Genomic DNA, 24,280 nt, shown 5'->3' on the forward strand with positions numbered 1-24,280 from the left:
GCCCGGAGCCTTGCGGGGTGCCCCGCGCGAGTGCGGGCCGGGGGTATTCGCGCGGCCAGGTCGCTCACGGGGTGCCGTCGCGCCCACCCGTGCCGCCCCAGCGGCACGACTGCCCGCGGAAACGCGACATGCGACCGCCCGCGGAAACGCGGCACGCGGCAGCCCGCGGAAACGCGGCACGCGGCAGCCCGCGGGAACGGTGTGGCGGCAGCCCGCGGGAGCGGTGTGGCGGCAGCCCGCGGGCGGGGGGAGGGGGGTGGGTTATTCGCCGAGGCCGGCCAGGTCTCGTAGGCGGCGGGACTGGGCTGCTCGTTCGGCGGTGCGTTGGGCGTCGTAGGTGCGGGTCTGGGCGCCTCGGAGCAGGGTCTTGGTCTCGATGACCGCGTCGCGGGGGGCGGCCAGCAGGGCCGCGGCGAGGTCCTGGGTCGCCGCGTCCAGGTCGCTCGCGGGTACGGCGAGGTTGGCCAGGCCGGTGGTCACGGACTCCTCGGCCGTGACGAAGCGCCCGGTCGCGCAGATCTCCAGCGCGCGGGCGTAGCCGACGAGGCCGACCAGGGGGTGCGTCCCGGTCAGGTCGGGGACGAGACCCAGGCTGGTCTCGCGCATGGCGAACTGCACGTCGTCCGCGACGACGCGCAGGTCACAGGCGAGGGCGAGCTGGAACCCGGCCCCGATGGCGTGTCCCTGGACAGCCGCGATCGACACGATGTCGCCGCGCCGCCACCAGGTGAACGCCTCCTGGTACTCGGCGATGGTCGCGTCCAGCGCGGCGTCGTCGCGACGCGCCAGGTCGACGAACGACGGCTCGCCCTCGATCCCCTCGGGCGTGAACATCTGCCGGTCGAGCCCGGCGGAGAAGGACTTGCCCTCCCCGCGCAGCACCACGACCCGGACGGAGCCGGGCAGCAGCCGGCCCGCCTCGGTCAGCGCCCGCCACAGAGCCGGGCTCTGTACGTTGCGCTTGGCCGGGTTGGTCAGCGTCACCGTGGCGATCGCGTCGTCGACGGTGAGCCGTACGCCGTCCTTGTCGAGTACGGGACCGAGGTCCTGGGCGGACGAAGCCATGGGGCGCCTCCGATGGGTGCGGTCGACCTAAGTGACTGCACAGTAACCACCCGGCCGGTCAGTCGGCCGACCGGGTGGTCACCATCGGGTTCCCGGGGCGCCCGGGGTCAGGCCGAAGGGGCCCTTTTGCCCCGTGTCGCCCCGCCACGCCCTCGCAGCGTGACGCCCGATTCGCTGAGCATGCGGTGCACGAAGCCATACGAGCGGCCGGTCTCCTCGGCCAACGCCCGGATGCTCGCACCGGCGTCGTACTTCTTCTTCAGGTCTGCCGCGAGCTTGTCGCGCGCGGCGCCGGTCACCCGGCTGCCCTTCTTCAGAGTCTCGGCCACCCGTGCCTCCTCATGGGAAGTGCGCTCTGGTCTCCTCATGATCACCCCTCCGGGCCTTCATGGCCACCCATTCGGCAAGGTCGATGAGACAAGGTTGTGACGACAGGAGCGCATCCCCACATACGGAATGAGAGATTCCGCGATGTGCGGGCGGTACCTCCGAACGGGTTCTTCCGTGAAATGCCAGGTCAGAAAGGCGCGACGGCCGAGCCCCGGTTCACCGGGAGCTCGGCCGCGAAATCCGTGTAGGACACACCTCGGGATGAGGAGATCTCACACGAATGATGGATCACCGATGGGCCGAATGATCCATACGCAGTGGATCACACCTTCGGTCAACCCCGGCTGACCCCTTCCCTCAGGCGAGGGCGACCAGGTCCGCGTAGTCGGCGCCCCACAGGTCCTCGACGCCGTCCGGCAGCAGGATGATCCGCTCCGGCTGGAGCGCCTCGACGGCGCCCTCGTCGTGCGTGACGAGGACGACCGCGCCCTTGTACGTGCGCAGCGCGCCGAGGATCTCCTCGCGGCTGGCCGGGTCGAGGTTGTTGGTCGGCTCGTCGAGCAGCAGCACGTTCGCCGAGGAGACCACGAGGGTCGCCAGCGCCAGACGGGTCTTCTCGCCGCCGGAGAGGACACCGGCCGGCTTGTCCACGTCGTCGCCGGAGAACAGGAACGAGCCGAGTGTCTTGCGGACCTCGACGAGGTCGAGGTCGGGGGCGGCGGAGCGCATGTTCTCCAGGACCGTGCGCTCCGGGTCGAGGGTCTCGTGCTCCTGCGCGTAGTAGCCGAGCTTGAGGCCGTGGCCCTCGATGACCTGGCCGGTGTCGGGCTTCTCGGCGCCGCCGAGGAGGCGGAGCAGGGTGGTCTTGCCCGCGCCGTTGAGGCCGAGGATGACGACGCGGGAGCCCTTGTCGATGGCCAGGTCGACGTCGGTGAAGATCTCCAGCGAGCCGTAGGACTTCGACAGTCCCTCCGCCATGAGCGGGGTCTTGCCGCACGGGGACGGCTCGGGGAAGCGCAGCTTGGCGACCTTGTCGGACTTCCGCTCGGCCTCCAGGCCGGACAGCAGCTTGTCCGCCCTGCGGGCCATGTTCTGCGCGGCGACGGTCTTGGTGGCCTTGGCGCGCATCTTGTCGGCCTGCGAATGCAGCGCGGCCGCCTTCTTCTCGGCGTTCTGCCGCTCGCGCTTGCGGCGCTTCTCGTCCGCCTCGCGCTGCTGCTGGTAGAGCTTCCAGCCCATGTTGTAGACGTCGATCTGGGCGCGGTTGGCGTCCAGGTAGAACACCTTGTTGACGACCGTCTCGACCAGGTCGACGTCGTGGGAGATCACGATGAAGCCGCCGCGGTAGGTCTTGAGGTAGTCGCGCAGCCAGACGATCGAGTCGGCGTCGAGGTGGTTGGTCGGCTCGTCGAGCAGCAGGGTGTCCGCGTCGGAGAACAGGATCCTGGCCAGCTCGACGCGGCGGCGCTGACCGCCGGAGAGGGTGTGCAGGGGCTGGCCGAGCACGCGGTCGGGCAGGTTCAGCGCGGCGGCGATGGTGGCGGCCTCGGCCTCGGCGGCGTATCCGCCCTTGGTGAGGAACTCGGTCTCCTGGCGCTCGTACTGCTTGAGCGCCTTCTCCCGGGTGGTGCCCTGGCCGTTGGCGATGCGCTGCTCGTTCTCGCGCATCTTGCGGATCAGTACGTCGAGGCCGCGGGCGGAGAGGATGCGGTCGCGGGCGAGGACGTCGAGGTCGCCGGTGCGGGGGTCCTGGGGCAGGTAGCCGACCTCGCCGGAGCGGGTGACGGCGCCGCCGGCGGGGATGCCCTCGCCGGCGAGGACCTTGGTGAGGGTGGTCTTGCCTGCGCCGTTGCGGCCGACGAGGCCGATGCGGTCACCCTTGGCGACGCGGAAGGTGGCGCTTTCGATGAGGACGCGGGCACCGGCGCGCAGCTCGATGCCGGAGGCGGAGATCACGGACAGACTCCAGGGCAGGTGTCGGGGTGGCGGTGGGCGGCTGAGGACGTTCCCGCCGTCTAATGCGCGAGGAGAATGGCCATGAGAGCCATTCTAACGGGGCCGTGCAACCACTTTTCCTGGGCGCGGGCGTGCCCGGCGGTTGCCGGGGACCGGTGCCGGCGCTGTCGTGCGCGGACGCGCGGCGGCGAGCCGGCGCGGGGCGACGGCGTGGTGATGCCGGGCACAAGGGGGCTCGGCGGGGCGTTAGACACGACGACGGAGCGTGCGGGCCCGGCCGGTGGTGTGCGTCGGCGTGGACGACGCACACCACCGACGCGCGGAGACCCTGATGCCTCCGAGGGCGGCATCCGGAGCTTCGGCACATACGCACCCGGGACGGCGATCCGAAACCCGGCGTCCCGGTCCCGTCACCGGGCGGGCCCCGACGGGCGGCAGGAGCCGGGCGCGCGAGTCCGAAGTCCGGATCCGCCGCCGGACGCACCCGGCCGGGCCGCCGGACGGCGGGCCCGGCCGCCGCGGACCGCTGGACAGCGGACGCGCGCCCGGGGCTGGGGCCGCTGGACACCCGGCCGGGCCGCCGGACGGCGGGCCCGGCCGCCGCGGACCGCTGGACAGCGGACGCGCGCCCGGGGAGCGGGGGCCGGTGCCGGACGGCCCGCGGGGCGGCGGGCCCGGTGTCAGCCGCCCGTGTGGACCTGGAAGGCGGCGCGGCGGACCGCCTTGGCCAGGGCCGGGTCGGGGTGGGCGGCGGCCAGGGCGACCAGGACCTGGACGGTGCGCGGGTGGCCGACGGCGCGTACCTCGGTGAGCAGCGCGGGGACGGTCGGCTGGACCGCGGACTCCAGGTGGCGGACCAGCAGCGGGGCCTCGCCGTGGTCGGCGACGGCGGCCGCGGTGTCCACCCACAGCCAGGTGGCCTCCTCGCGGGTGAGGACCTCGTGGGCGTCCTCGGGGTCGGCGCCGTCGTGCTCGGCGAGCCACAGCAGGGCGTACGGCCGCAGCGTCGGCTCGTCGAGCACGGTGCGGACCTCGGGCTCGGCGGGGGCTCCGACCACGCGCAGCGCCTCGAAGGCGAGGCCGCGCAGCAGGGCGTCCTCGCCCCGGGCGGCGTCGATCAGCTCCGTGACGGCGCTGCCGACCGGCCGGGCGGCGAGCCAGGCGCGGTACTCGGCGCGGGCCGCGTTGGGGCGCAGCTGGGCACAGCCGCGCAGCATGTCCTCGGCGCCCTGCTCGATGTTCCCGGCGGGGCTCTGCGCGGCGACGCAGATCTGCTCCAGCTTGACCCACACCGCCCAGCTGCCGAGCGGGGTGAGTGTGGCCTGCCCGTCTCCGTAGGTGAGGGCCCCGACGGAGGCGAGGGCGCGCAGCGCCCAGTCGAGCAGCGGCTCGAGCGGGGCGTCGGCGTCGGCGGGCACGGCGGGCGCGGGCCGGGGCCGCTGGAGCGGCACCCTGGGTCTGGGCTCGGGTCCGGGCCCGGACCGGGCCCCGGCGGCTCCGGACGTGTGGACCCGCTGTGCGTCCGGCCGGGCCGTCTCGGTCCGCGACGCCTCGGGGCCGGCCGAGGCGGGCCGGCCGCCGGTGGTACCGGACGCGTCCGGCCGCGGCGCGTCGTGCCCAGGCACGTCGGACCGGAGCGCGTCGGACCGGGAGAGCTCGGGCTGCGGAACGTAGTCGACCTCGCAGCGTTCCGTGCGGAGTTCCGTCACCCGCTGCTGGAGCAGGTCGAGGAGCTGGGGCACGGGGACCGGGCCGGCGGAGAGCTGGAGGAAGGAGAGGACCTGCGGCATGGCCGTGACGACCTCGGCGACGGCGGCGGCCTCGTACTCCTCGGGTTCCGGGTGGGCGAGCGACCAGGCGTCGCAGAGGGCGACCCAGCCGCGCAGCACGGCGCTGTCGTCGCGGTTCCAGGCGCGCAGCCGCCAGCCGGGGCGGGCGCTGTCGCCGTGCACCTCGATGAGGCCGGCCAGCCGGGCGGTGTCCCAGTCGGCACGGACCTGAGCGGGGGTCAGGTCCAGAGCGCGGGCCGCCCGTTCGGCGGTCGCGTCGGAGAGGGTGGCCTTGCCGTCGGCGGTGGCGCTGTCCCCGCCGGGGCCGAGGGCGGCGTCGGCCCAGCGGGCGACGCGGGCCGCGGCGGCCAGACCGGAGCGCGCCATTCTGGCCAGCTCCGCCGGGGCCGGCGTGCCCTCCGGGGGGCGTGGCGCGGGGCGGCGCGAGCGCCGCTGGTTCATCGCTGTGGGGGCGGCGGCCAGGGGTCGCGGGCGGACGATTCGAAGCCTGGAGTCGCGCGGGATACGGGACGTCACGAGTGCAGTCTTCCTGTTGACGGTCCGAAAACCCAAACGGAATGCCGACGGCGGCGCCGGGACGGCCGGCGCCCCGGCCCCGGATGCGGTCGGGGAGGGATTCAGGCCACTGGTACGGCCCTAAACGGAATCCTCGGCACCGGCTGTCCGGCGCTCCCTCCGCGCGGTCACATCAGGGGGGTGAGGAAGCGCCGCAGCGCCTCTTCGTAGGCCTCCGGGTCGGCGTTCCACATCGCGCCGTGCGGGGCGCCCCTGACGGTGTGCAGGGTGATGGTGTCGGGGTGGTCGGCGGCGAGGCTGCGGGAGAACCGCCAGGGCGCCACCGCGTCGTCGGGGCCGTGGAAGATCTGCGTGGGGACCGCGATCCGGTCCAGGTGGAGGGCGCCGGGCCTGCGGTCGCCGTACAGTCCCGTGCGTCCCTGGGCGGCGCGGACCGCGAGCGGCAGCAGCGCGCCCGGGGTGTGCCGGGCCGCGGCGAGGGCGCGCAGGGTCGCCTCCCAGCTGAGCACCGGGGAGTCCAGGACGAGACCGGCGACGCGTGCGCGCACCTCGGAGCGGGCGGCGGCGCGCAGCGCCATGGTCGCGCCGGTGGACCAGCCGTACAGGACGACCCGCCGGGCACCGGAGTCCACGGCGTGGTGGAGCACCGCGTCGAGATCGCGCCACTCGGTCTCGCCGAGGTGGCTGAGGCCGTCCGGGGAGCGCGGCGCGCCGGGGTCGCCCCGGTGGGCGGGGGCGAGTACCGGGAAACGGTGGCGGTGCAGGAACTCCATGAGGTTCATGGTGTGTTCCCGGGTGGTGCCGAGGCCGTGGACGGCGATCACCCAGGTGTCCCGGGCTCCCGGGACGAACCATGCGGGCAGGGGGCCGAGTTCGCCGGGGATGTCGAGGTCGGTGTGGTCCAGGCCGAGGGCGCCGCCCGGGTCTCCGACGTACAGGTTCGGGGTGAGCCGGGCGCGGTCGCCGGGCTCCGGAGTGCCGTACGTGACGCGTTCGAGACGGCGTACGACGGTGTCGGCGGAGTCCGGGGCGTCGGGCAGTACGGGGCCGACGACCGCGTGGAAGCCGGCACCGGTGAGACCGTGGCGTCCGGGGCGGAGTGTGGCGAGGTCCCTGGTGAGGGTGATCCGGCCGGCGGCGGTGGCGTGGACGGTGAGTCCGGGTTCGGTGGGCAGGGGGCCGCCGGGGGGCATTCTGAGCGCGGCGTCGCTGGCGAGCCGGCCGGCGGCCACCGCGGTGGCGGCGGCCCCTATCACGGCGGTGACGGCTGCGGCCGTCGCTCTGGCAGTGCGCACGTTCTCCAGTGTCATGTCGGGACGGGTACCCGGCCAGCGGGCGCCGCACAGCCGGGCTGTGCCCGTGTCTTTTCCGTCCGTGGGGTGCCGTCGTCGTGGGGGTGGGGTTTTTCGCCCCCGCCGCCCCTTCCCGTCCCGTCCCGTCCCCGGGGGCTGTGCCCCCGGACCCCCCTTGTCCTCAAACGCCGGACGGGCTGGAAGTACTGGAAGTACCGGACGGACTGGAAGTACCGGACGGGCTTGATTGCCCGTAGTCCCGCAGGCGGTCCCCCACCTCCGTCAGTTGCTCCGGGGTGAGCAGGTGGGGGGACAGGTCCGGGAGTGAGGACGCGGTCAGCCAGAGGCGGCACATCCATTCCAGTTGGGCCGTGCGGTCGTAGGCCTGGGTGAGGGTCGTGCCGTGGGTGACGGTGCCGTGGTTCTGGAGGAGGCAGCCGGTGCGGCCGTCCAGGGCGCGGAGCATGTTCTCGGCCAGTTCGTCCGTGCCGTACGTCGCGTAGCGGGCGACCCGGACGGGTCCGCCGAGTGCCGCCGCCATGTAGTGGATCAGCGGCAGCTCGTCGACGAGCGTGGAGACGGCCGTGGCGTGCACGGCGTGCGTGTGCACGACGGCGCGCGCGCCGGTGGTGCGGTAGACGGCCAGGTGCATGGGCAGCTCGCTGGTGGGGACGAGCGTGCCGAGGACCTGCCGGCCGGTGAGGTCGACGCCGGTCACGTCGTCCGGCGTCAGCCGGTCGTACGGCACTCCCGACGGTGTGACGAGGACGGTCTCGCCGACCCGTACCGAGACGTTGCCCGAGGTGCCGACGACGAGTCCGTCGGCGACGGTCCGGCGCGCGGCCCCGACAAGTTCCGCCCAGGCGCGCGCCTCCTCCTCGCGCACGTCCCGGGTGCCTCCTGCTTCCCGTCCGTCCCCTGGCTGCTCAGTCATGCCGTGATCCTGCCAGGCGGCCATCCGGCGGAGGGTCCACCCCCTCTTACGGTCACCACGATGCCCGTTCCAGTTCATCTTCCGTTCACCCTGGTTACCTACGTTCGACCAGCCAATGACCTCGAACGATTGCCTGGGTAAATGGAAAACTTCTCGCTGATCCTCGCGATTGTGGTGGTAACCGCACTCGCGTTCGATTTCACGAACGGTTTCCACGACACCGCGAACGCGATGGCAACGACCATTTCGACCGGTGCTCTCAAACCCAAGGTCGCGGTGGCCATGTCCGCCGTGCTGAACCTTGTGGGCGCTTTTCTCTCGGTGGAGGTCGCCAACACGATCTCCAAAGGACTCGTCGACGAGTCCGGCATCCGTCCCGAGGTCATCTTCGCCGCGTTGGTCGGCGCGATCCTCTGGAACCTCCTGACCTGGCTGGTCGGTCTGCCGTCCAGCTCCTCGCACGCCCTCATGGGCGGTCTGATCGGCGCCGCCGTCGCCTCCGCCGGTCTCGGCGCGGTCCACGGCGACGTCCTCGTCACCAAGGTCCTGCTCCCCGCGATCGCCGCCCCGCTGGTGGCCGGCATTGCCGCCATGTTCGCCACCCGGCTGACCTACCGCCTGGGCCGCAAGGCCGACGGCAAGGCCTCCGAGAAGGGCTACCGCGCCGGACAGATCGCCTCCGCCGGCCTGGTCTCCCTGGCCCACGGCACCAACGACGCCCAGAAGACGATGGGCATCATCACCCTCGCCCTGGTCGCCGGCGGCGCCGTCGCCCCCGACTCCGACCCGCCGCTGTGGGTCATCCTCTCCGCGGGCATCGCCATCGCGATGGGCACCTACCTCGGCGGCTGGCGCATCATCCGCACCATGGGCAAGGGCCTGACCGACCTCCAGCCGCAGCAGGGCTTCGCCGCCCAGACCAGTGCCGCGACGGTCATCCTGGCCTCCTCGCACCTCGGTTTCTCCCTCTCCACCACGCATTCCGTTTCCGGTTCCGTGATGGGCGCGGGCCTGGGCCGCAAGGGCGGTGTCGTCCGCTGGTCGACGGCCACCCGGATGTTCGTCGCCTGGGGCCTGACGCTGCCGGCGGCGGCCCTGGTCGCGGCGCTCGCCGAGTGGGTCTGCGGCTTCGGCGACTGGGGCACCGCCCTCGTGGCCGTCTTCCTGGTCGCCTCCAGCGCCGCCATCTGGAAGATCTCCCGGCGCGAGGTCGTCGACCACACCAACGTCAACGACCACGACGAGGCGCCGGACGAGGAGCCGCCCGGCGTGGTGACGCAGGCGATGGCCGCGGTCACCCCGCCCCCGGCGGGCACCGTGACCGACGACCTCTCGGCCACCATCCCGGCGCCGGTCCCCACCGACCCCGCGGCCCCGGCGGCCCCGTCGGCCGCGACCACCGTCTGACCGCGACCCGGTACGAAGGAAGAAGAGCACCATGAAGATCGACTGGGCGGCCCTCGGTTCCGTCTTCGGCGTCAGCCTCGTGGTCACCGTGGCCCTGGTGGGCCTGTTCACCCTCGGCATCAACGGCCTGTCCCGCCGCGAGCGGGCCGCCGCCCAGGGCCAGTCCGCGGCCCTGGCGGTCACCGGCGCCTACGCCTGCTTCGCGGCGTGCACGGCGGCGGTGGGGTACGGCATCTACCTGATCATGGCCTGATCCACAGGCCGCACACGTGAGCGGGCGGGGGGGGGGGGGGGGGGGGGGGGGGGGGGCGGGGGGCGGCCGGCGGGGGGGGGGCGGGGGGCCCCGGCGGGGGGGCCCCCCCCCCCCCCCCCCCCCGCCGCCGGCCCCCCCCCCCCCCCGCCCCCCCCGCCCCCCCCCCCCCCCCCCCCCCCCCCCCCCCCCCCCCCCCCCCCCCCCCCCCCCCCCCCCCCCCCCCCCCCCCCCCGCTCGTACGGGTGCGCACCTCCGCGCCCCCGCTCGCGGGTTCACCCACCGGAACCCCTCTGTGGGCCTCAGCACACTTCAGCCTCGCAGGTCAACGGCAAGTTGACGGCCCTTCCGGGGCCGTGGTGGACTGCCTCAGCCACTACGGCGGCAGGAGAGGAAGCCGGTGCGATTCCGGCGCGGTCCCGCCACTGTCACCGGGGTGAACACCCCGGGAGCCAGGAACTCTCACCGCCGGTCTCGTCGAACCAGGGCGTGGACACCCTGAGTGAGGACATAACGCCATGCGCGGCTGCCTGCCGAGGTCGATCAGCGACACACCGCCCCGCCCCGGGGCCACTCCCGCCGGATCCTTCACCGGCTGATCCCATGGGTGCCGATCGCGTGTTCGCGTACGGCGCCGCCGCCGGCCTCCTCGGCGACCTGCTGTTCGGCGATCCCCGCCGAGGGCATCCGGTCGCCGCTTTCGGGCGGGCCGCGGCTGCCGTGGAACGAGTGCTGTGGCGGGACGACCGGGGCCGGGGCGCGGTGCACACCGCCGTGTGCGTCGGCGGGACCGTCGCGCTGGGCGCCCTCGCCTCCCGCCGCGTACGCTCCTCCCCCGCCGCCTCCGCCGCCCTGACCGGTGTCGCCACCTGGGCCGTCGTCGGCGGGACCTCGCTGGCCCGGGAGGCCCGCGCCATCGGGCGGGCGCTGGAGGCCGGGGACGTCGAGGCGGCGCGGGCGCGGCTGCCGCACCTGTGCGGCCGGGACCCGCAGGCCCTGGACGCCGACGGGATCGCCCGCGCGGTGGTCGAGTCCGTCGCCGAGAACACCTCCGACGCCGTGGTGGGCGCGCTGGTGTGGGGTGCCGTCGCCGGGGTGCCGGGCCTGCTCGGCTTCCGGGCCGTCAACACGCTGGACGCGATGGTCGGCCACAAGTCGCCCCGTTACCGCCGCTACGGCTGGGCCTCCGCCCGCCTCGACGACGTCGCCGGCTGGCCGGGAGCGCGGCTGACCGCCGTCCTCGCCGCGCTCGCGGGACCGGACCCGCGCGGGGCCGTACGGGCGTGGCGCGCGGACGCCGCCGAGCACCCGAGCCCCAACGCCGGGCCCGTCGAGGCGTCCTTCGCGGGCGCGCTCGGCGTACGGCTCGGCGGCACCCTCTCCTACGGCGGGCGGGTCGAGCACCGGCCCGTGCTCAACGGCGGCGGGCGTGCCGTCGCCGTGGCCGACATCGACCGGGCGGTACGGCTCTCGCGGCGGGTCGGCTGGCTCGCACTGGGGGTCGGTGCCGCCGCGCGGAGCGTCATGAAGGGACGTGCATCGTGAGCGGTGGGGGGCTGCTGGTCGCCGGGACCACCTCGGACGCCGGCAAGAGCGTGGTGACCGCCGGGATCTGCCGGTGGCTGGTGCGGCAGGGAGTGAAGGTCGCGCCGTTCAAGGCGCAGAACATGTCGCTGAACTCGTTCGTGACCCGGGAGGGCGCCGAGATCGGGCGGGCGCAGGCCATGCAGGCCCAGGCCTGCCGCGTCGAGCCGACCGCGCTGATGAACCCGGTGCTGCTCAAGCCGGGCGGTGAGCGGTCCAGCCAGGTGGTGCTGCTGGGCAGGGCCGTCGGTGAGATGAGCGCCCGCGGGTACCACGGAGGGCGGCAGCAGCGGCTCCTCGGCACGGTGCTGGACTGTCTGGAGCAGTTGCGGGGCACGTATGACGCGGTGATCTGTGAGGGGGCCGGCAGCCCGGCCGAGATCAACCTGCGCCGCACCGACATCGTCAACATGGGGATCGCCCGGGGCGCCGGCCTGCCGGTCCTGGTGGTCGGCGACATCGACCGGGGCGGCGTCTTCGCGTCCTTCTTCGGTACCGTCGCGCTGCTCTCCCCCGAGGACCAGGAACTGGTCGCCGGGTTCCTGGTGAACAAGTTCCGGGGCGACGTGTCGCTGCTGGAACCGGGCCTGGACATGCTGCACGGCCTGACCGGGCGGCGGACGTACGGCGTGCTGCCCTTCCGGCACGGGCTCGGCATCGACGAGGAGGACGGACTCCGGGTGTCGCTGCGCGGCACCGTACGGGAGTCCGCGGTGGCCGCGCCGGTCGGTGAGGACGTGCTGCGGGTCGCCGTGTGCGCGATCCCCCTGATGTCCAACTTCACCGACGTGGACGCGCTCGCCGCCGAACCGGGTGTCGTGGTGCGGTTCGTGGACCGTCCCGAGGAGCTGGCCGACGCCGACCTCGTGGTCGTACCGGGCACCCGCGGGACCGTACGGGCGCTGGAGTGGCTGCGGGAGCGCGGGCTGGCGGACGCGCTGAAGCGGCGGGCGGCCGAGGGGCGGCCCGTGCTGGGGATCTGCGGGGGCTTCCAGCTCCTCGGGGAGCACATCGAGGACGACGTGGAGAGCCGCGCGGGGCACGTCGACGGGCTCGGCGTCCTGCCCGTACGGGTGCGGTTCGCCCGCGAGAAGACGCTCACCCGGCCCGTCGGCCGGGCCCTCGGGGAGCCCGTCGAGGGGTACGAGATCCATCACGGGGTCGCCGAGGTGCTGGATGGGGAGCCCTTCCTGGACGGCTGCCGGGTCGGGCAGACCTGGGGCACGCACTGGCACGGCTCACTGGAGTCGGACGGTTTCCGCCGGGCCTTCCTGCGCGAGGTGGCGCGGGCCTCGGGCCGCCGCTTCGTGCCGGCCCCCGACACCTCGTTCGCCGCGCTGCGCGAGGAGCAGCTCGACCGGCTCGGCGACCTGATCGAACAGCACGCGGACACGGACGCGCTGTGGCGGCTCATCGAGTCCGGCGCGCCGCAAGGACTGCCTTTCATCCCACCGGGAGCGCCCGCATGAGCACTGTGTTGTTGTTGTCGACCGCCGACACGGACCTGCTGGCGGCCCGTGCCTCCGGCGCCTCCTACCGGATCGGCAACCCGACCCGCGTCGACGTCACGGACGAACTGCCCGCGCTGCTGGACGGGGCGGACCTCGCCGTCGTACGGCTGCTGGGCGGCAAGCGCGCCTGGGAGGACGGGCTCGCGGCGCTGAAGGCGTCCGGGATCCCTGCGGTGCTGCTCGGCGGGGAGACCGTGCCCGACGCCGAGCTGATGGCCGAGTCGACGGTGCCGGCCGGTGTGGTGGCGGAGGCGCTGCGGTACCTCGTCGAGGGCGGCCCGGACAACCTCACCGAACTGGCCCGGTTCCTGTCGGACACCGTGCTGCTGACCGGCGAGGGGTTCGAGGAGCCGCGCACGATGCCGGAGTACGGCGTCCACGGCGAACGCCCCCTGGAACAGGGCCGCCCGACGATCGGCGTGCTCTTCTACCGCGCGCACGAACTGAGCGGCAACACCGCCTTCGTGGACACGCTGTGCGACGCGATCGAGGCGCGGGGCGCCAACGCCCTTCCCGTCTACTGCGGTTCGCTGCGCGGCGCGGATCCCGAGCTGTACGCCCTGTTGTCGAAGGCCAACGCCCTCGTCGCCACCGTGCTCGCGGCCGGCGGCACGCACGCCTCGCAGGCGTCGGCGGGCGGTGACGAGGAGGCCTGGGACATCGGGGCGCTCGCCGACCTGGACGTGCCGGTGCTGCAAGGGCTCTGTCTGACGTCCTCGCGCGCCGCGTGGGAGGAGTCCGACGCCGCCCTGTCCCCCATGGACGCGGCGATGCAGGTCGCCATCCCCGAGTTCGACGGCCGGCTGATCACGGTCCCGTTCTCCTTCAAGGAGCAGGGCCCCGACGACGTCCCGGTGTACGTCGCCGACCCGGAGCGGGCCGCGCGGGTGGCCGGGATCGCCGTACGGCACGCCCGGCTGGGGCACAGGCCGAACGCGGAGAAGAAGGTCGCGCTGGTCTTCACCGCGTACCCGACGAAGCACTCGCGCGTCGGCAACGCGGTGGGGCTCGACACGCCGGCCTCGGCGGTGCGGGTGCTGGACGCGCTGCGGGACGCGGGCTATTCCCTGACCGAATACCCGGACAACGGCGACGAGCTGATCCACCGGCTGATCGAGGCCGGTGGCCACGACGTCGAGTGGCTGACCGAGGAGCAGTTGGCCGCCGCGCCCGCGCGGGTGCCGTTGGCGGACTACCGGGCCTGGTTCGAGAAGCTGGACCCGGAGCTGCGGGACGGGATGCGTCAGGCGTGGGGCGAGCCGCCGGGGTCGCTGTACGTCGACGGGGAGGACATCGTCCTCGCGTCGCTCCGGTTCGGGAACGTCGTGGTGATGATCCAGCCGCCGCGCGGCTTCGGGGAGAACCCGATCGCGATCTACCACGACCCCGACATGCCGCCGTCGCACCACTACATGGCGGCCTACCGCTGGCTGGAGAACAGTTTCGGTGCCGACGCGATCGTGCACATGGGCAAGCACGGCACGATGGAGTGGCTGCCGGGCAAGGGGCTGGGGCTGGGCGCCGGGTGCGCGCCGGACGCGGTGCTGGGCGACCTGCCGCTGATCTACCCGTTCATCGTCAACGACCCCGGCGAGGGCACGCAGGCCAAGCGGCGCGGGCACGCGACGGTCGTCGACCACCTGGTGCCGCCGATGGCGCGCGCCGACACCTACGGCGACCTCGCGAAGCTGGAGCAGCTCCTCGACGAGTACGCCCTGGTCTCCGACCTGGACCCGACGAAGGCACCGGCGGTCCGCGCGCAGATCTGGACGCTGGTGAAGGCCGCCGAGCTCCACCACGACCTGCATGTGGACGACCAGCCGGACGACGACGACTTCGACGAGTTCGTCATGCACATCGACGGCTATCTGTGCGAGATCAAGGACGTGCAGATCAGGGACGGCCTGCACATTCTCGGCGGCGGCCCGGTCGGTGAGCCGCGCGTGAACCTCGTCCTGGCGGTGCTGCGCGCCTCGCAGGTGTGGGGCGGGCAGGCGAACGCGCTGCCGGGTCTGCGGGCCGCGCTGGCCGCGCACTTCGGGCTGGTGGAGAAGGAGCTGCTGGCCGAGCCGGGTGCGCCGGTGAAGGTGCCGGTGGAGCTGACGGACCTGGTGGACGGCCCGGCGCGCACGGGCGCCGACGCGATCGACCTGCTGGAGCGGCTGTGCCGGCGGATCGCGGAGGGGATGGAGGAGCGCGGCTGGGCGGCCGACGCGGTCCCCGCGCTGGTGCGCGAGGCGCTGGGCGCGGAACTCCCCGACGCGGTGGCCGTGGTGCGGTTCGCGTGCGAGGAGGTCGTGCCCCGGCTGGCCCGTACGACGGACGAGATCGGGAACGTCCTGCGGGCGCTGGACGGCGGTTACGTCCCGGCGGGACCGTCGGGTTCGCCCACACGCGGGCTGGTCAACGTGCTGCCGACCGGACGGAACTTCTACTCCGTCGACCCCAAGGCGATTCCGTCGCGGCTGAGTTGGGAGGTCGGGCAGTCGCTCGCCGACTCGCTGGTGCAGCGGTATCTGCAGGACACGGGCGAGTATCCGAAGTCCGTGGGCCTGACGGTGTGGGGCACGTCGGCGATGCGCACCCAGGGTGACGACATCGCCGAGATCCTGGCGCTGCTGGGCTGCCGTCCGGTGTGGGACGACGCGTCGAGGCGGGTGACCGGGTTCGAGGTGGTCGGCCTGGAGGAGCTGGGCCGGCCGCGCATCGATGTCACGGTCCGCATCTCCGGGTTCTTCCGGGACGCGTTCCCGCACGTGGTGGGCCTGATCGACGACGCGGTGCGGGCGGTGGCGGAGCTGGACGAGCCCGCCGACCGGAACTACGTCCGCGCCCACGCCGACGAGGACACCGCCGAGCACGGCGACCGGCGCCGGGCCACGGCCCGCGTCTTCGGCTCGAAGCCGGGCGCCTACGGGGCGGGGCTGCTGCCGCTGATCGACGCGCGGAACTGGCGGTCGGACGCGGACCTCGCCGAGGTGTACGCGGTGTGGGGCGGCTACGCCTACGGGCGCGGGCTCGACGGGCGTGCGGCGCGCGGGGACATGGAGACGGCGTTCAGGCGGATCGCCGTGGCGGCGAAGAACGTCGACACGCGCGAGCACGACCTGGTCGACGCCGACGACTACTTCCAGTACCACGGCGGCATGGTCGCGATGGTGCGGCATCTGACGGGCGTGAGTCCGGAGGCGTACGTCGGCGACTCCGCCGTACCCGACCAGGTGAGGACCCGCACGCTCGGTGAGGAGACGCACCGGGTCTTCCGGGCCCGGGTGGTCAACCCGCGCTGGATGGCGGCGATGCGGCGGCACGGCTACAAGGGTGCCTTCGAGATGGCGGCCACCGTCGACTACCTCTTCGGCTACGACGCCACGGCCGGGGTCGTGGACGACTGGATGTACGAGAAGCTCAGCGCGGAGTACGTCTTCGACGCGGAGAACCGGGACTTCATGAAGAAGTCCAACCCCTGGGCGCTGCGCGGCATCACCGAGCGGCTGCTGGAGGCCGCCGACCGGGGGCTGTGGGCCGAGCCGGACGCGGACACGCTGGAGCGGCTGCGCGCCACCTACCTGGAACTCGAAGGCGATCTGGAGGGCGACGACCAGTGACCACCCCCTTTCCGTTCACGGCCGTCGTCGGCCAGGACGACCTGCGGCTCGCGCTGCTGCTGAACGCCGTCTCCCCGGCGGTCGGCGGGGTGCTGGTGCGCGGTGAGAAGGGCACGGCCAAGTCGACGGCGGTGCGCGCCCTTTCGGCACTGCTGCCGGAGGTCGCCGTGGTGCCCGGCTGCCGGTTCTCCTGTGACCCCTCGGCCCCGGACCCCGGCTGCCCGGACGGTCCGCACGAGAGCGGCGGCGGTGCCGCGCGGCCCGCCCGCATGGTCGAACTGCCCGTCGGCGCCTCCGAGGACCGGCTGGTCGGCGCGCTCGACATCGAACGGGCGCTGGCCGAGGGAGTGAAGGCGTTCGAGCCGGGACTGCTCGCCGACGCGCACCGGGGGATCCTCTACGTCGACGAGGTCAACCTCCTCCACGACCACCTGGTCGACCTGCTGCTGGACGCGGCGGCGATGGGTGCCTCGTACGTCGAGCGCGAGGGTGTCTCCGTACGGCACGCGGCACGGTTCCTGCTCGTCGGGACCATGAACCCCGAGGAGGGCGAGCTGCGGCCGCAGCTCCTCGACCGGTTCGGGCTGACCGTCGAGGTGGCCGCCTCGCGCGAACCCGACCAGCGGGTGGAGGTCGTACGGCGGCGGCTCGCGTACGACGACGCCCCCGCCGCCTTCGCCGCGCGGTGGGCCGGGGAGGAGGCCGCCGTACGGGCGCGGATCGTGGCGGCGCGGGAGCTGTTGCCGTCGGTGCGGCTCGGGGACGGGGCGCTGCGGCAGATCGCGGCGACCTGTGCGGCGTTCGAGGTGGACGGCATGCGGGCCGACATCGTGATGGCGCGTACGGCGACCGCGCTGGCCGCCTGGGCCGGCCGGACGGACGTGCTCGCCGAGGACGTGCGGCAGGCGGCGCTGCTGGCCCTCCCCCACCGGCGGAGGCGGAATCCCTTCGACGCGCCGGGCCTCGACGAGGACAAGCTCGACGAGACGCTGGAGGAGTTCGGGGGCGACGACGGTCCCGACACCGATCCGGACGGGCCGGACGGGCCCGACGGGGGTGGCGGGGGTGGCGGGCAGCCGCCCGCCGATGGTCCCGAGGGCGGTGACACGGGGGCGTCGCCCGAGGCCGGGGAGCCCGGGGAGGCCGGGGAGCCCGGGGAGGCCGGGGAGCCCGGGGAGTCGCAGCCCGCGGGTGCCGGCTCCGGTGAGCGGTCGCCCGTGGGTGCCGCCGAGCCGTTCCGTACCAAGGTCCTGAGCGTGCCCGGCATCGGTGAGGGTGCCGCCGGGCGGCGGTCGCGGGCGCGGACCGAGCACGGGCGGACGACGGGGGCGCGGCGGCCCGGCGGTGCGCTGACCAAGTTGCACCTGGCGGCGACCGTGCGGGCGGCGGCTCCGCACCAGCGGGCGCGGGGACGGTCCGGGCCGGGGCTGGTGGTGCGGCGGGACGATCTGCGGCAGGCCACGCGCGAGGGACGTGAGTCGAACCTCGTGCTGTTCGTCGTGGACGCCTCCGGGTCCATGGCCGCGCGGCAGCGGATGAGCGCCGTGAAGGGTGCCGTGGTGTCGCTGCTGCTCGACGCCTATCAGCGGCGGGACAAGGTGGGTCTGGTGACCTTCCGGGGGTCGGCGGCCGATGTGGCGCTGCCGCCCACGTCGTCGGTGGACGCGGCCGCGGCGCGGCTGGAGTCGCTGCCGACCGGTGGGCGGACCCCGCTGGCGGCGGGGCTGCTCAAGGCGCACGACGTGCTGCGGGTGGAGCGGTTGCGGGATCCCGCGCGGCGGGCGCTGGTCGTCGTGGTGACCGACGGGCGGGCGACCGACGGAGGGGCGGCGCGAAGCGCCTCCGGCCGGGGTGGTGGTCGGGCGACGGGTGGGACGGAGCCGGTCGCGCTGGCCTCGCGTGCGGCGCGGTTGTTCGCCGCCGACGGGGTCGCCTCCGTGGTCGTGGACTGCGAGTCGGGGCCGGTGCGGCTGGGGCTCGCGGGGCGGTTGGCCGGTGAGCTGGGTGGCAGTGCCGTGACGCTGGACGAACTGCGGGCGGACAGCATCGCCGGGCTGGTCAGGGACGTACAGGGGACTTCGAGGAGGGCCGCGTAATGCCGAAGGGACAGCCGAGTGTCGTACCGGACGACGGGCTGACGACCCGGCAGCGGCGTAACCGTCCGCTGGTCGTCGTGCACACGGGCATCGGCAAGGGCAAGTCCACCGCTGCTTTCGGGCTCGCCCTGCGGGCCTGGAACCAGGGGTGGCCGATCGGGGTGTTCCAGTTCGTCAAGTCGGCGAAGTGGAAGGTCGGCGAGGAGAACGCGCTGCGGGTGCTCGGTGCCTCCGGTGAGGGCGGGTCCGTCGACTGGCACAAGATGGGTGAGGGCTGGTCGTGGGTGCAGCGCGATCAGCAGATGGACAACGAGGAGAAGGCCCGCGAGGGCTGGGAGCAGGTCAAGCGGGACCTCGCCGCCGAGACGTACAAGCTGTACGTGCTCGACGAGTTCGCCTATCCGATGCACTGGGGGTGGGTGGACACCGATGAGGTCGTGTCCGTGCTGCGGGAGCGGCCGGGGACGCAGCACGTGGTGATCACGGGGCGGAACGCGCCGGAGAGGCTCGTCGGGTTCGCCGACCTCGTGACCGACATGTCCAAGGTGAAGCACCCCATGGACGTCGGGCAGAAGGGGCAGAGGGGCATCGAGTGGTGAGCTCCGTCCCACGGTTGGTGATCGCCGCGCCCTCGTCGGGCAGCGGCAAGACCACCGTTGCCACGGGGTTGATGGCCGCGCTGTCCGCGCGGGGGTTCGCCGTGTCCCCGCACAAGGTGGGGCCCGACTACATCGATCCCGGGTACCACTCGCTTGCCACCGGGCGGGCGGGGCGGAACCTCGACGCGTATCTGTGCGGCCCCGAGCTGGTGGCTCCGCTGTTCGCGCACGGGGCGGACGGGTGCGACATCGCCGTCGTCGAGGGCGTGATGGGGCTGTACGACGGGGCTGCGGGGGAAGGGGAGCTGGCGTCCACCGCGCAGGTGGCGAAGTTGTTGCGGGCGCCGGTCGTGCTGGTCGTCGACGCGTCGTCGCAGTCGCGGTCCGTGGCGGCGTTGGTGCACGGGTTCGTGAGCTGGGATCCGGAGGTGCGGGTCGGGGGTGTGATCCTGAACAAGGTCGCCTCGGATCGGCATGAGGGGTTGTCGCGGGAGGCGTTGGAGTCCGTCGGGGTGCCGGTGCTCGGTGTCCTGCGGCGGGCCGCTCGGGTGGAGACGCCTTCTCGGCATCTGGGGTTGGTGCCGGTTGCCGAGCGGGGCTCCTTGGCTGTCGAGGCTGTTGACGCGATGGCCGCGCAGGTGGCCTCCGGGTGTGATCTGTCGGCGTTGGTCGCGCTCGCGCGGAGTGCGGGGGCGTTGACCGGTGCGGCTTGGGACGCGGGTGAGGCCTTGGTTTCCTCGCCCCCGCCGCCCCTTCCCTTCCCGTCCCTGGGGGCCGCGCCCCCAGACCCCCATCGGCCCTTCGGGCCTCGTCCTCGAACGCCGGACGGGCTGGATGGTGCCGGACGGGCTGTAAGGGTTGCCGTCGCGGGCGGGAGCGCCTTCACGTTCTCGTACGCCGAGCACGCCGAGTTGCTTGCCGCCGCCGGGGCCGAGGTCGTTCCCTTTGATCCGTTGCGGGACGAGGAACTGCCCGCGGGGACGGCCGGGCTGGTCATCGGGGGCGGGTTTCCCGAGGTGTACGCCTCCGAGCTGTCCGCCAACGAGTCGTTGCGGAAGGCCGTTGCCGAGCTGGCGCTGAGCGGGGCTCCCGTCGCGGCCGAGTGTGCCGGGTTGCTGTATCTGAGCCGGGAGCTGGACGGGCTGCCCATGTGCGGGGTGCTGGACGCCTCCGCGCGGATGTCGGAGCGGTTGACGCTGGGATACCGGGACGCCGTGGCCTTGAGCGACAGCGCGCTGGCCGGCGCGGGGACGCGGATGCGGGGGCACGAGTTCCACCGGACCGTCGTCGAACCGGGGGCCGGGGACGCCCCCGCCTGGGGGATGCGGACGCCCGACCGGCGTGTCGAGGGTTTTGTACAGCGCGGTGTGCACGCGAGCTATCTGCACACGCACTGGGCGTCCGAGCCCGGTGTCGCCCGTCGGTTCGTGGAGAGGTGCCGCACGTCATGAGCAGCAGGCTGGTCGGGGTCGGGGTCGGGCCCGGGGATCCGGAGCTGGTGACCGTCAAGGGGGTCAACGCGCTGCGGGCCGCGGACGTCGTCGTCGTACCGGTGATGGACAGCGGTGAGCGGGGGCGGGCCGAGGCGACCGTGCTGCACTACGTGTCCGGCGAGAAGGTCGTCCGGGTGGTGTTCGCGCTGAACGAGCGGACCGACCGGACGCGGCGCGAGGCGGCCTGGGACGCCGCCGGTGAGCGGGTCGCCGGGTTGTTGCGGGAGCACGGGGCCGTCGCCTTCGCGACCATCGGGGACCCCAACGTGTACTCGACGTTCACGTACCTCGCCCAGACCGTTGCCGCGTCGGTACCGGACGTCGTCGTCGAGACCGTTCCGGGGATCACCGCCATGCAGGAGCTCGCGGCGCGTTCCGGGGCCGTGCTGACCGAGGGGACCGAGCCGCTCACGCTGGTTCCGGTGACCGCGGGGGCCGCCGTGCTCAAGGACGCCCTGGCCGGGCCCGGGACCGTCGTCGCGTACAAGTTCGGGCGGCAGGCCGGTGAGGTCGCCGAGGCGCTGCGGGAGACCGGGCGGATCGGTGACGCGGTGTGGGGGTCGGCGCTCGGGCTGCCGGAGGAGTCGGTGCGGCCGGCCGCCGAGCTGGACGGGGCGCCGCTGCCGTATCTGTCGACGCTCATCGCGCCGCCGCGGCGTGACGGCGGGCGGGGCGGCAAGTTGTGAGCGGGGCCGGGTCGTCCTCAGTGCGCGGCGCCCACCACCAGCCAGATGAACAGCGCGCCCGCGATCGTGCACAGCAGGGTGGAGCGGGCCGGGTGTTCGTGGTGGGCCTCGGGCAGGATCTCGGCCGCCGCGAGGTAGAGCAGGGCGCCGCCGAACAGGCCGAGGTAGCCGCCGAGCAGCGGTTCCGGGATGGTGAGGAACAGCGTCGACGCGGCGCCCAGCACCGGTGCCGCCGCGTCCGCGAACAGCATCGTCAGCGCGCGGCGGCGGGCGTTCCCGTAGACGCGCGTGAGGGTGTAGGTGTTGAAGCCGTCCGCGAAGTCGTGGGCGATCACGGCCACCGCGACGGCGGCGCCCATGCCGCCGCCGACCTGGAAGGCCGCGCCGATCGCCACGCCGTCCATGGCGCTGTGGCCGACCATCGCGGCGGCCGCGGTGAGGCCCACCTCGGGGGTTCGGCCGTCGCGGAGCCGCAGGGGCGCGTCGGTGTCCAGCGGGCAGGAGGGTCCCCCCGCGCGAGTGCGTTCGAGCGTGGGGGAACGCGGAGGCCCGGAGGGCTGGGCGCGGTCGGCCGCCGGACACCGGCCGAGGCGCCCCGGAGGCGGAGCCGTCGACACGCTCTCCTCGGCGCCGTGTGCGGCCCGGCGGTGGGCCAGGAGGCGTTCCACCAGGTGGGCCAGGAGGAAGCCTGCGACGAAGAGCAGCAGGGCCGCGGGGACGCCGTACACCTCGGTGCCGGCCGCCTCCATGGACTCCGGGAGGAGTTCGAGGCCGACGACGCCGAGCATCAGACCGCCGGCCAGGCCCAGCACCAGGTGGCGGCGGTCGGTCACGCGGTGTGCCGACCAGCCGCCGGCCAGCGTCATCAGGAACGCGCCGAGCGCGACGAGGACCGCCATGTGCTCTTCGTATCCGATCGGCGCCCGTTCGCGCACGCGTGACAGCCGTTCACCGCCCACCGTCTTTGACCGTTCGCCAGACCATTCACCGGAGAGGACCGATTTCCATGGCCGACGCCCCCACCGGCAAGGTGACCTTCGTCGGGGCCGGCCCCGGCGCCGCCGATCTGCTGACGTTCCGTGCCGCGCGTGCCATCGCCGAGGCCGATGTCGTGATCTGGGCCGCCAGCCTGGTGCAGGAGGAGGTCCTTCAGCACGCGCGTGAGGGTGCCGAGATCCTCGACTCGGCGACGATGTCCCTGGAGGACGTCGTGGCCGTCTACGAGCGGGCCCGCGCGGACGGGCTGAAGGTCGCGCGGATCCATTCCGGCGACCCGGCGCTGTGGGGCGGCACCCAGGAGCAGGTCGACCGGTGTGCGGAGCTCGGCATCACGACCGAGATCGTGCCCGGGGTGTCGTCCTTCTCGGCCGTCGCGGCGCTCGCGCAGCGTGAGCTGACCATTCCCGAGGTGGCGCAGTCCGTCGTGCTGACCCGGCTCGGCGGCGGCAAGACGCCGATGCCGCCGGGTGAGGAGGTCCGCGAGTTCGCGCGGCACGGCACCACCATGGCGGTCTTCCTGTCGGCCGCCCGCAGCGGGCAGCTGGTGCGGGAGCTGCTGGAGGGCGGCTATCCGACGTCCACGCCGGTCGTCGTCGCGTATCAGGCGACCTGGCCGGAGGAGCTGGTCGTGAAGTGCACGATCGGCACGCTGGAGGAGACGGTCAAGGAGCACAAGCTGTGGAAGCACACGCTGTTCCTGGTCGGCCCGGCGCTCGACGCGCACGGCACCCGCTCGCACCTGTACCACCCCGGCCACTTCCACGGCTTCCGCAAGGCCGACCCGGAGGCCCGCCGGGCGTTGCGTTCGCGGGGTGCGAGCACGTGATCACCGTCGTCGGGACGGGGGCAGGGGCGCCGGTCGACGCCCGGGTGACGGCGGGGGCGGAGCTGGTGGTCGGCGGGCGGCGGCATCTGGACGCCGTGCGGCTGCCGGAGGGGGCCGAGCGGATCGTGCTCGGGCCGCTGGCGCCCGCGCTCGACACCATCGGGAAGTACGTCGCCGAGGAGCGGCCGGTCGTGGTGCTGGCGTCCGGGGACCCCGGGTTCTTCGGGATCGTGCGGGCGCTGGCCGAGCGGTTCGGGCCGGAGCGGCTCGACGTGCGCCCCGGTGTCTCCTCCGTCGCCGCCGCGTTCGCGCGGACCGGGCTGACGTGGGACGACGCCGTGGTGGTGAGCGCGCACGGACGGGATCCGCGTACGGCGGTGAATCTGTGCCGTTCCCACCCGAAGGTCGCCGTGCTGACGGGCCCCGGGGCCGGTCCGGCCGAGCTGGGGGCCGCGCTGCGGGACACCGCGCGGGTGCTGGTCGTCGCCTCCGCGCTGGGTTCCGCCGAGGAGCGGGTGGAGCGGGTGACGCCCGCCGAGGCCGCCGGGCGGGACTGGGGTACGGCGGTGAGTGTGGTGCTGTGCCTGGACGAGGCGCGGGCCCTCGGGCCGGTACGGACCGTCGCGGGCGGGATGGGGCGGCCCGCCGGCTGGGCGCTGGACGAGGCGGGGTTCGACCACCGCGACTCCATGATCACCAAGTTCGAGGTGCGGGCCCTGGCCCTGGCCCGGCTGGGGCCGCGCCCCGGTGAGCTGGTGTGGGACGTCGGCGCGGGGTCGGGGTCCGTGGCCGTGGAGTGCGCGCGGCTCGGGGCCGCCGTCACCGCCGTCGAGAAGACGCCGGACGGGGTGGAGCGGGTCCGCGCCAACGCCGCCGCGCACGGGGTCGACGTGCGCGTGGTGCACGGGTCGGCGCCGGACGCGCTGGCCGGCCTCGACGAGGACCCCGACGCCGTGTTCGTCGGCGGCGGGGGACGCGGACTGCCGGCGGTCGTCACCGCGTGCGCGCGACGGGCGCGGCGGACGGTCGTCGTCGCCGTGGCCGCGCTCGACCGGGTCCCGGCGGCCCGTACGGCGCTGACGGACGCCGGTTTCTCCTGCGACGGGGTGCTGTTGCAGTCGTCGCGCCTCGCGCCGCTGCCGGGTGACGTGACCCGGCTGGCGGCGACCAATCCCGTTTTCCTGCTGTGGGGCGTCCGGCTCCCGGCACACGGAGAAGGAGCCGGCGGTTGAATCCCCTCCCCCGCGAGCGTGAGGGGGGATTCCCGGCTCACGCCGCTCGTCGGCTCGACGATCCGCCGAATCCGACGCGATCGACACCGGCCGGGCTGGAACCAGC

The 24,280-nt window shown here is 73.9% G+C and carries 18 protein-coding genes and 1 riboswitch; of the genes, 11 read left to right on the forward strand and 7 right to left on the reverse strand.

All coding sequences use genetic code 11. From position 1 onward, the window contains the following. Window positions 1-261: 261 nt before the first annotated feature. The 6 genes from ACIA6T_RS24995 to ACIA6T_RS25020 form a co-directional block, all read right to left on the reverse strand. The gene (locus tag ACIA6T_RS24995) at window positions 262-1,065 is read right to left on the reverse strand and encodes an enoyl-CoA hydratase/isomerase family protein (RefSeq protein ID WP_399448687.1); all 804 of its coding nucleotides are present in this window, start codon (window positions 1,063-1,065) and stop codon (window positions 262-264) included. A gap of 107 nt (window positions 1,066-1,172) precedes the next feature. Next, complete coding sequence (locus ACIA6T_RS25000) at window positions 1,173-1,394, reverse strand: helix-turn-helix domain-containing protein (RefSeq protein ID WP_030858495.1); 222 nt, start codon at window positions 1,392-1,394, stop codon at window positions 1,173-1,175. A 358-nt stretch (window positions 1,395-1,752) separates the two neighbouring features. Beyond that, complete coding sequence (locus ACIA6T_RS25005) at window positions 1,753-3,351, reverse strand: ABC-F family ATP-binding cassette domain-containing protein (protein WP_399448688.1); 1,599 nt, start codon at window positions 3,349-3,351, stop codon at window positions 1,753-1,755. Between the two features lie 680 nt (window positions 3,352-4,031). Continuing rightward, a complete protein-coding gene (locus tag ACIA6T_RS25010) occupies window positions 4,032-5,582 on the reverse strand; it encodes a hypothetical protein (RefSeq protein WP_399448782.1) in 1,551 nt (516 codons plus the stop codon). A gap of 242 nt (window positions 5,583-5,824) precedes the next feature. After that, window positions 5,825-6,952, reverse strand: a complete 1,128-nt coding sequence (locus ACIA6T_RS25015) for an alpha/beta hydrolase (protein WP_399448689.1) — start codon at window positions 6,950-6,952, stop codon at window positions 5,825-5,827. 178 nt (window positions 6,953-7,130) lie between these two features. Next, the gene (locus ACIA6T_RS25020) at window positions 7,131-7,883 is read right to left on the reverse strand and encodes a class II aldolase/adducin family protein (RefSeq protein WP_399448690.1); all 753 of its coding nucleotides are present in this window, start codon (window positions 7,881-7,883) and stop codon (window positions 7,131-7,133) included. Window positions 7,884-8,024: 141 nt separating this feature from the next. Here ACIA6T_RS25020 and ACIA6T_RS25025 point away from each other — a divergent pair, with 141 nt between their 5' ends. From ACIA6T_RS25025 to cobI, 9 genes are all read left to right on the forward strand, one after another. After that, window positions 8,025-9,290 carry an anion permease gene (locus ACIA6T_RS25025; protein ID WP_399448691.1) on the forward strand — a complete coding sequence of 422 codons (1,266 nt, stop codon included), beginning with the start codon at window positions 8,025-8,027 and terminating at the stop codon, window positions 9,288-9,290. 31 nt (window positions 9,291-9,321) lie between these two features. Continuing rightward, window positions 9,322-9,543: a hypothetical protein gene (locus ACIA6T_RS25030; protein WP_385058649.1), complete on the forward strand. Its 222-nt coding sequence runs from the start codon at window positions 9,322-9,324 to the stop codon at window positions 9,541-9,543. 340 nt (window positions 9,544-9,883) lie between these two features. After that, a riboswitch (cobalamin riboswitch) is annotated at window positions 9,884-10,022 on the forward strand. Window positions 10,023-10,143: 121 nt separating this feature from the next. Further along, the gene (locus tag ACIA6T_RS25035; RefSeq protein ID WP_399448692.1) at window positions 10,144-11,085 is read left to right on the forward strand and encodes a cobalamin biosynthesis protein; all 942 of its coding nucleotides are present in this window, start codon (window positions 10,144-10,146) and stop codon (window positions 11,083-11,085) included. Beyond that, window positions 11,082-12,593 (forward strand): cobyric acid synthase, encoded by a 1,512-nt coding sequence (locus ACIA6T_RS25040; RefSeq protein WP_399448693.1) that lies wholly within the window; start codon window positions 11,082-11,084, stop codon window positions 12,591-12,593. Before ACIA6T_RS25035 ends, ACIA6T_RS25040 begins: the two co-directional genes overlap by 4 nt. After that, window positions 12,590-16,243, forward strand: coding sequence for a cobaltochelatase subunit CobN (gene cobN, locus ACIA6T_RS25045; RefSeq protein WP_399448694.1), 3,654 nt, complete (start codon window positions 12,590-12,592; stop codon window positions 16,241-16,243). The genes ACIA6T_RS25040 and cobN overlap by 4 nt, the downstream gene beginning before the upstream one ends. After that, window positions 16,240-18,339: a putative cobaltochelatase gene (locus tag ACIA6T_RS25050; RefSeq protein WP_399448695.1), complete on the forward strand. Its 2,100-nt coding sequence runs from the start codon at window positions 16,240-16,242 to the stop codon at window positions 18,337-18,339. The genes cobN and ACIA6T_RS25050 overlap by 4 nt, the downstream gene beginning before the upstream one ends. Then, a complete protein-coding gene (cobO, locus tag ACIA6T_RS25055; RefSeq protein ID WP_399448696.1) occupies window positions 18,339-18,938 on the forward strand; it encodes a cob(I)yrinic acid a,c-diamide adenosyltransferase in 600 nt (199 codons plus the stop codon). The genes ACIA6T_RS25050 and cobO overlap by 1 nt, the downstream gene beginning before the upstream one ends. Further along, window positions 18,932-20,389 (forward strand): cobyrinate a,c-diamide synthase, encoded by a 1,458-nt coding sequence (locus tag ACIA6T_RS25060; RefSeq protein WP_399448697.1) that lies wholly within the window; start codon window positions 18,932-18,934, stop codon window positions 20,387-20,389. The genes cobO and ACIA6T_RS25060 overlap by 7 nt, the downstream gene beginning before the upstream one ends. Further along, window positions 20,386-21,117 carry a precorrin-2 C(20)-methyltransferase gene (gene cobI, locus ACIA6T_RS25065; RefSeq protein WP_399448698.1) on the forward strand — a complete coding sequence of 244 codons (732 nt, stop codon included), beginning with the start codon at window positions 20,386-20,388 and terminating at the stop codon, window positions 21,115-21,117. The genes ACIA6T_RS25060 and cobI overlap by 4 nt, the downstream gene beginning before the upstream one ends. A gap of 17 nt (window positions 21,118-21,134) precedes the next feature. On the opposite strand, the gene ACIA6T_RS25070 is transcribed toward cobI, so the two are convergent. Further along, window positions 21,135-22,016, reverse strand: coding sequence for a ZIP family metal transporter (locus ACIA6T_RS25070; protein ID WP_399448699.1), 882 nt, complete (start codon window positions 22,014-22,016; stop codon window positions 21,135-21,137). A gap of 107 nt (window positions 22,017-22,123) precedes the next feature. Between ACIA6T_RS25070 and cobM the strand changes: the two genes are divergently transcribed. Both cobM and cbiE read left to right on the forward strand, forming a co-directional pair. Next, window positions 22,124-22,942, forward strand: coding sequence for a precorrin-4 C(11)-methyltransferase (gene cobM / locus ACIA6T_RS25075; protein ID WP_399448701.1), 819 nt, complete (start codon window positions 22,124-22,126; stop codon window positions 22,940-22,942). Then, window positions 22,939-24,174, forward strand: coding sequence for a precorrin-6y C5,15-methyltransferase (decarboxylating) subunit CbiE (gene cbiE / locus ACIA6T_RS25080; RefSeq protein WP_399448702.1), 1,236 nt, complete (start codon window positions 22,939-22,941; stop codon window positions 24,172-24,174). Before cobM ends, cbiE begins: the two co-directional genes overlap by 4 nt. The last annotated feature ends 106 nt before the right edge of the window (window positions 24,175-24,280 follow it).

The organism is Streptomyces sp. NPDC051740 (assembly GCF_044453165.1).
Lineage (GTDB): Bacteria > Actinomycetota > Actinomycetes > Streptomycetales > Streptomycetaceae > Streptomyces > Streptomyces atrovirens.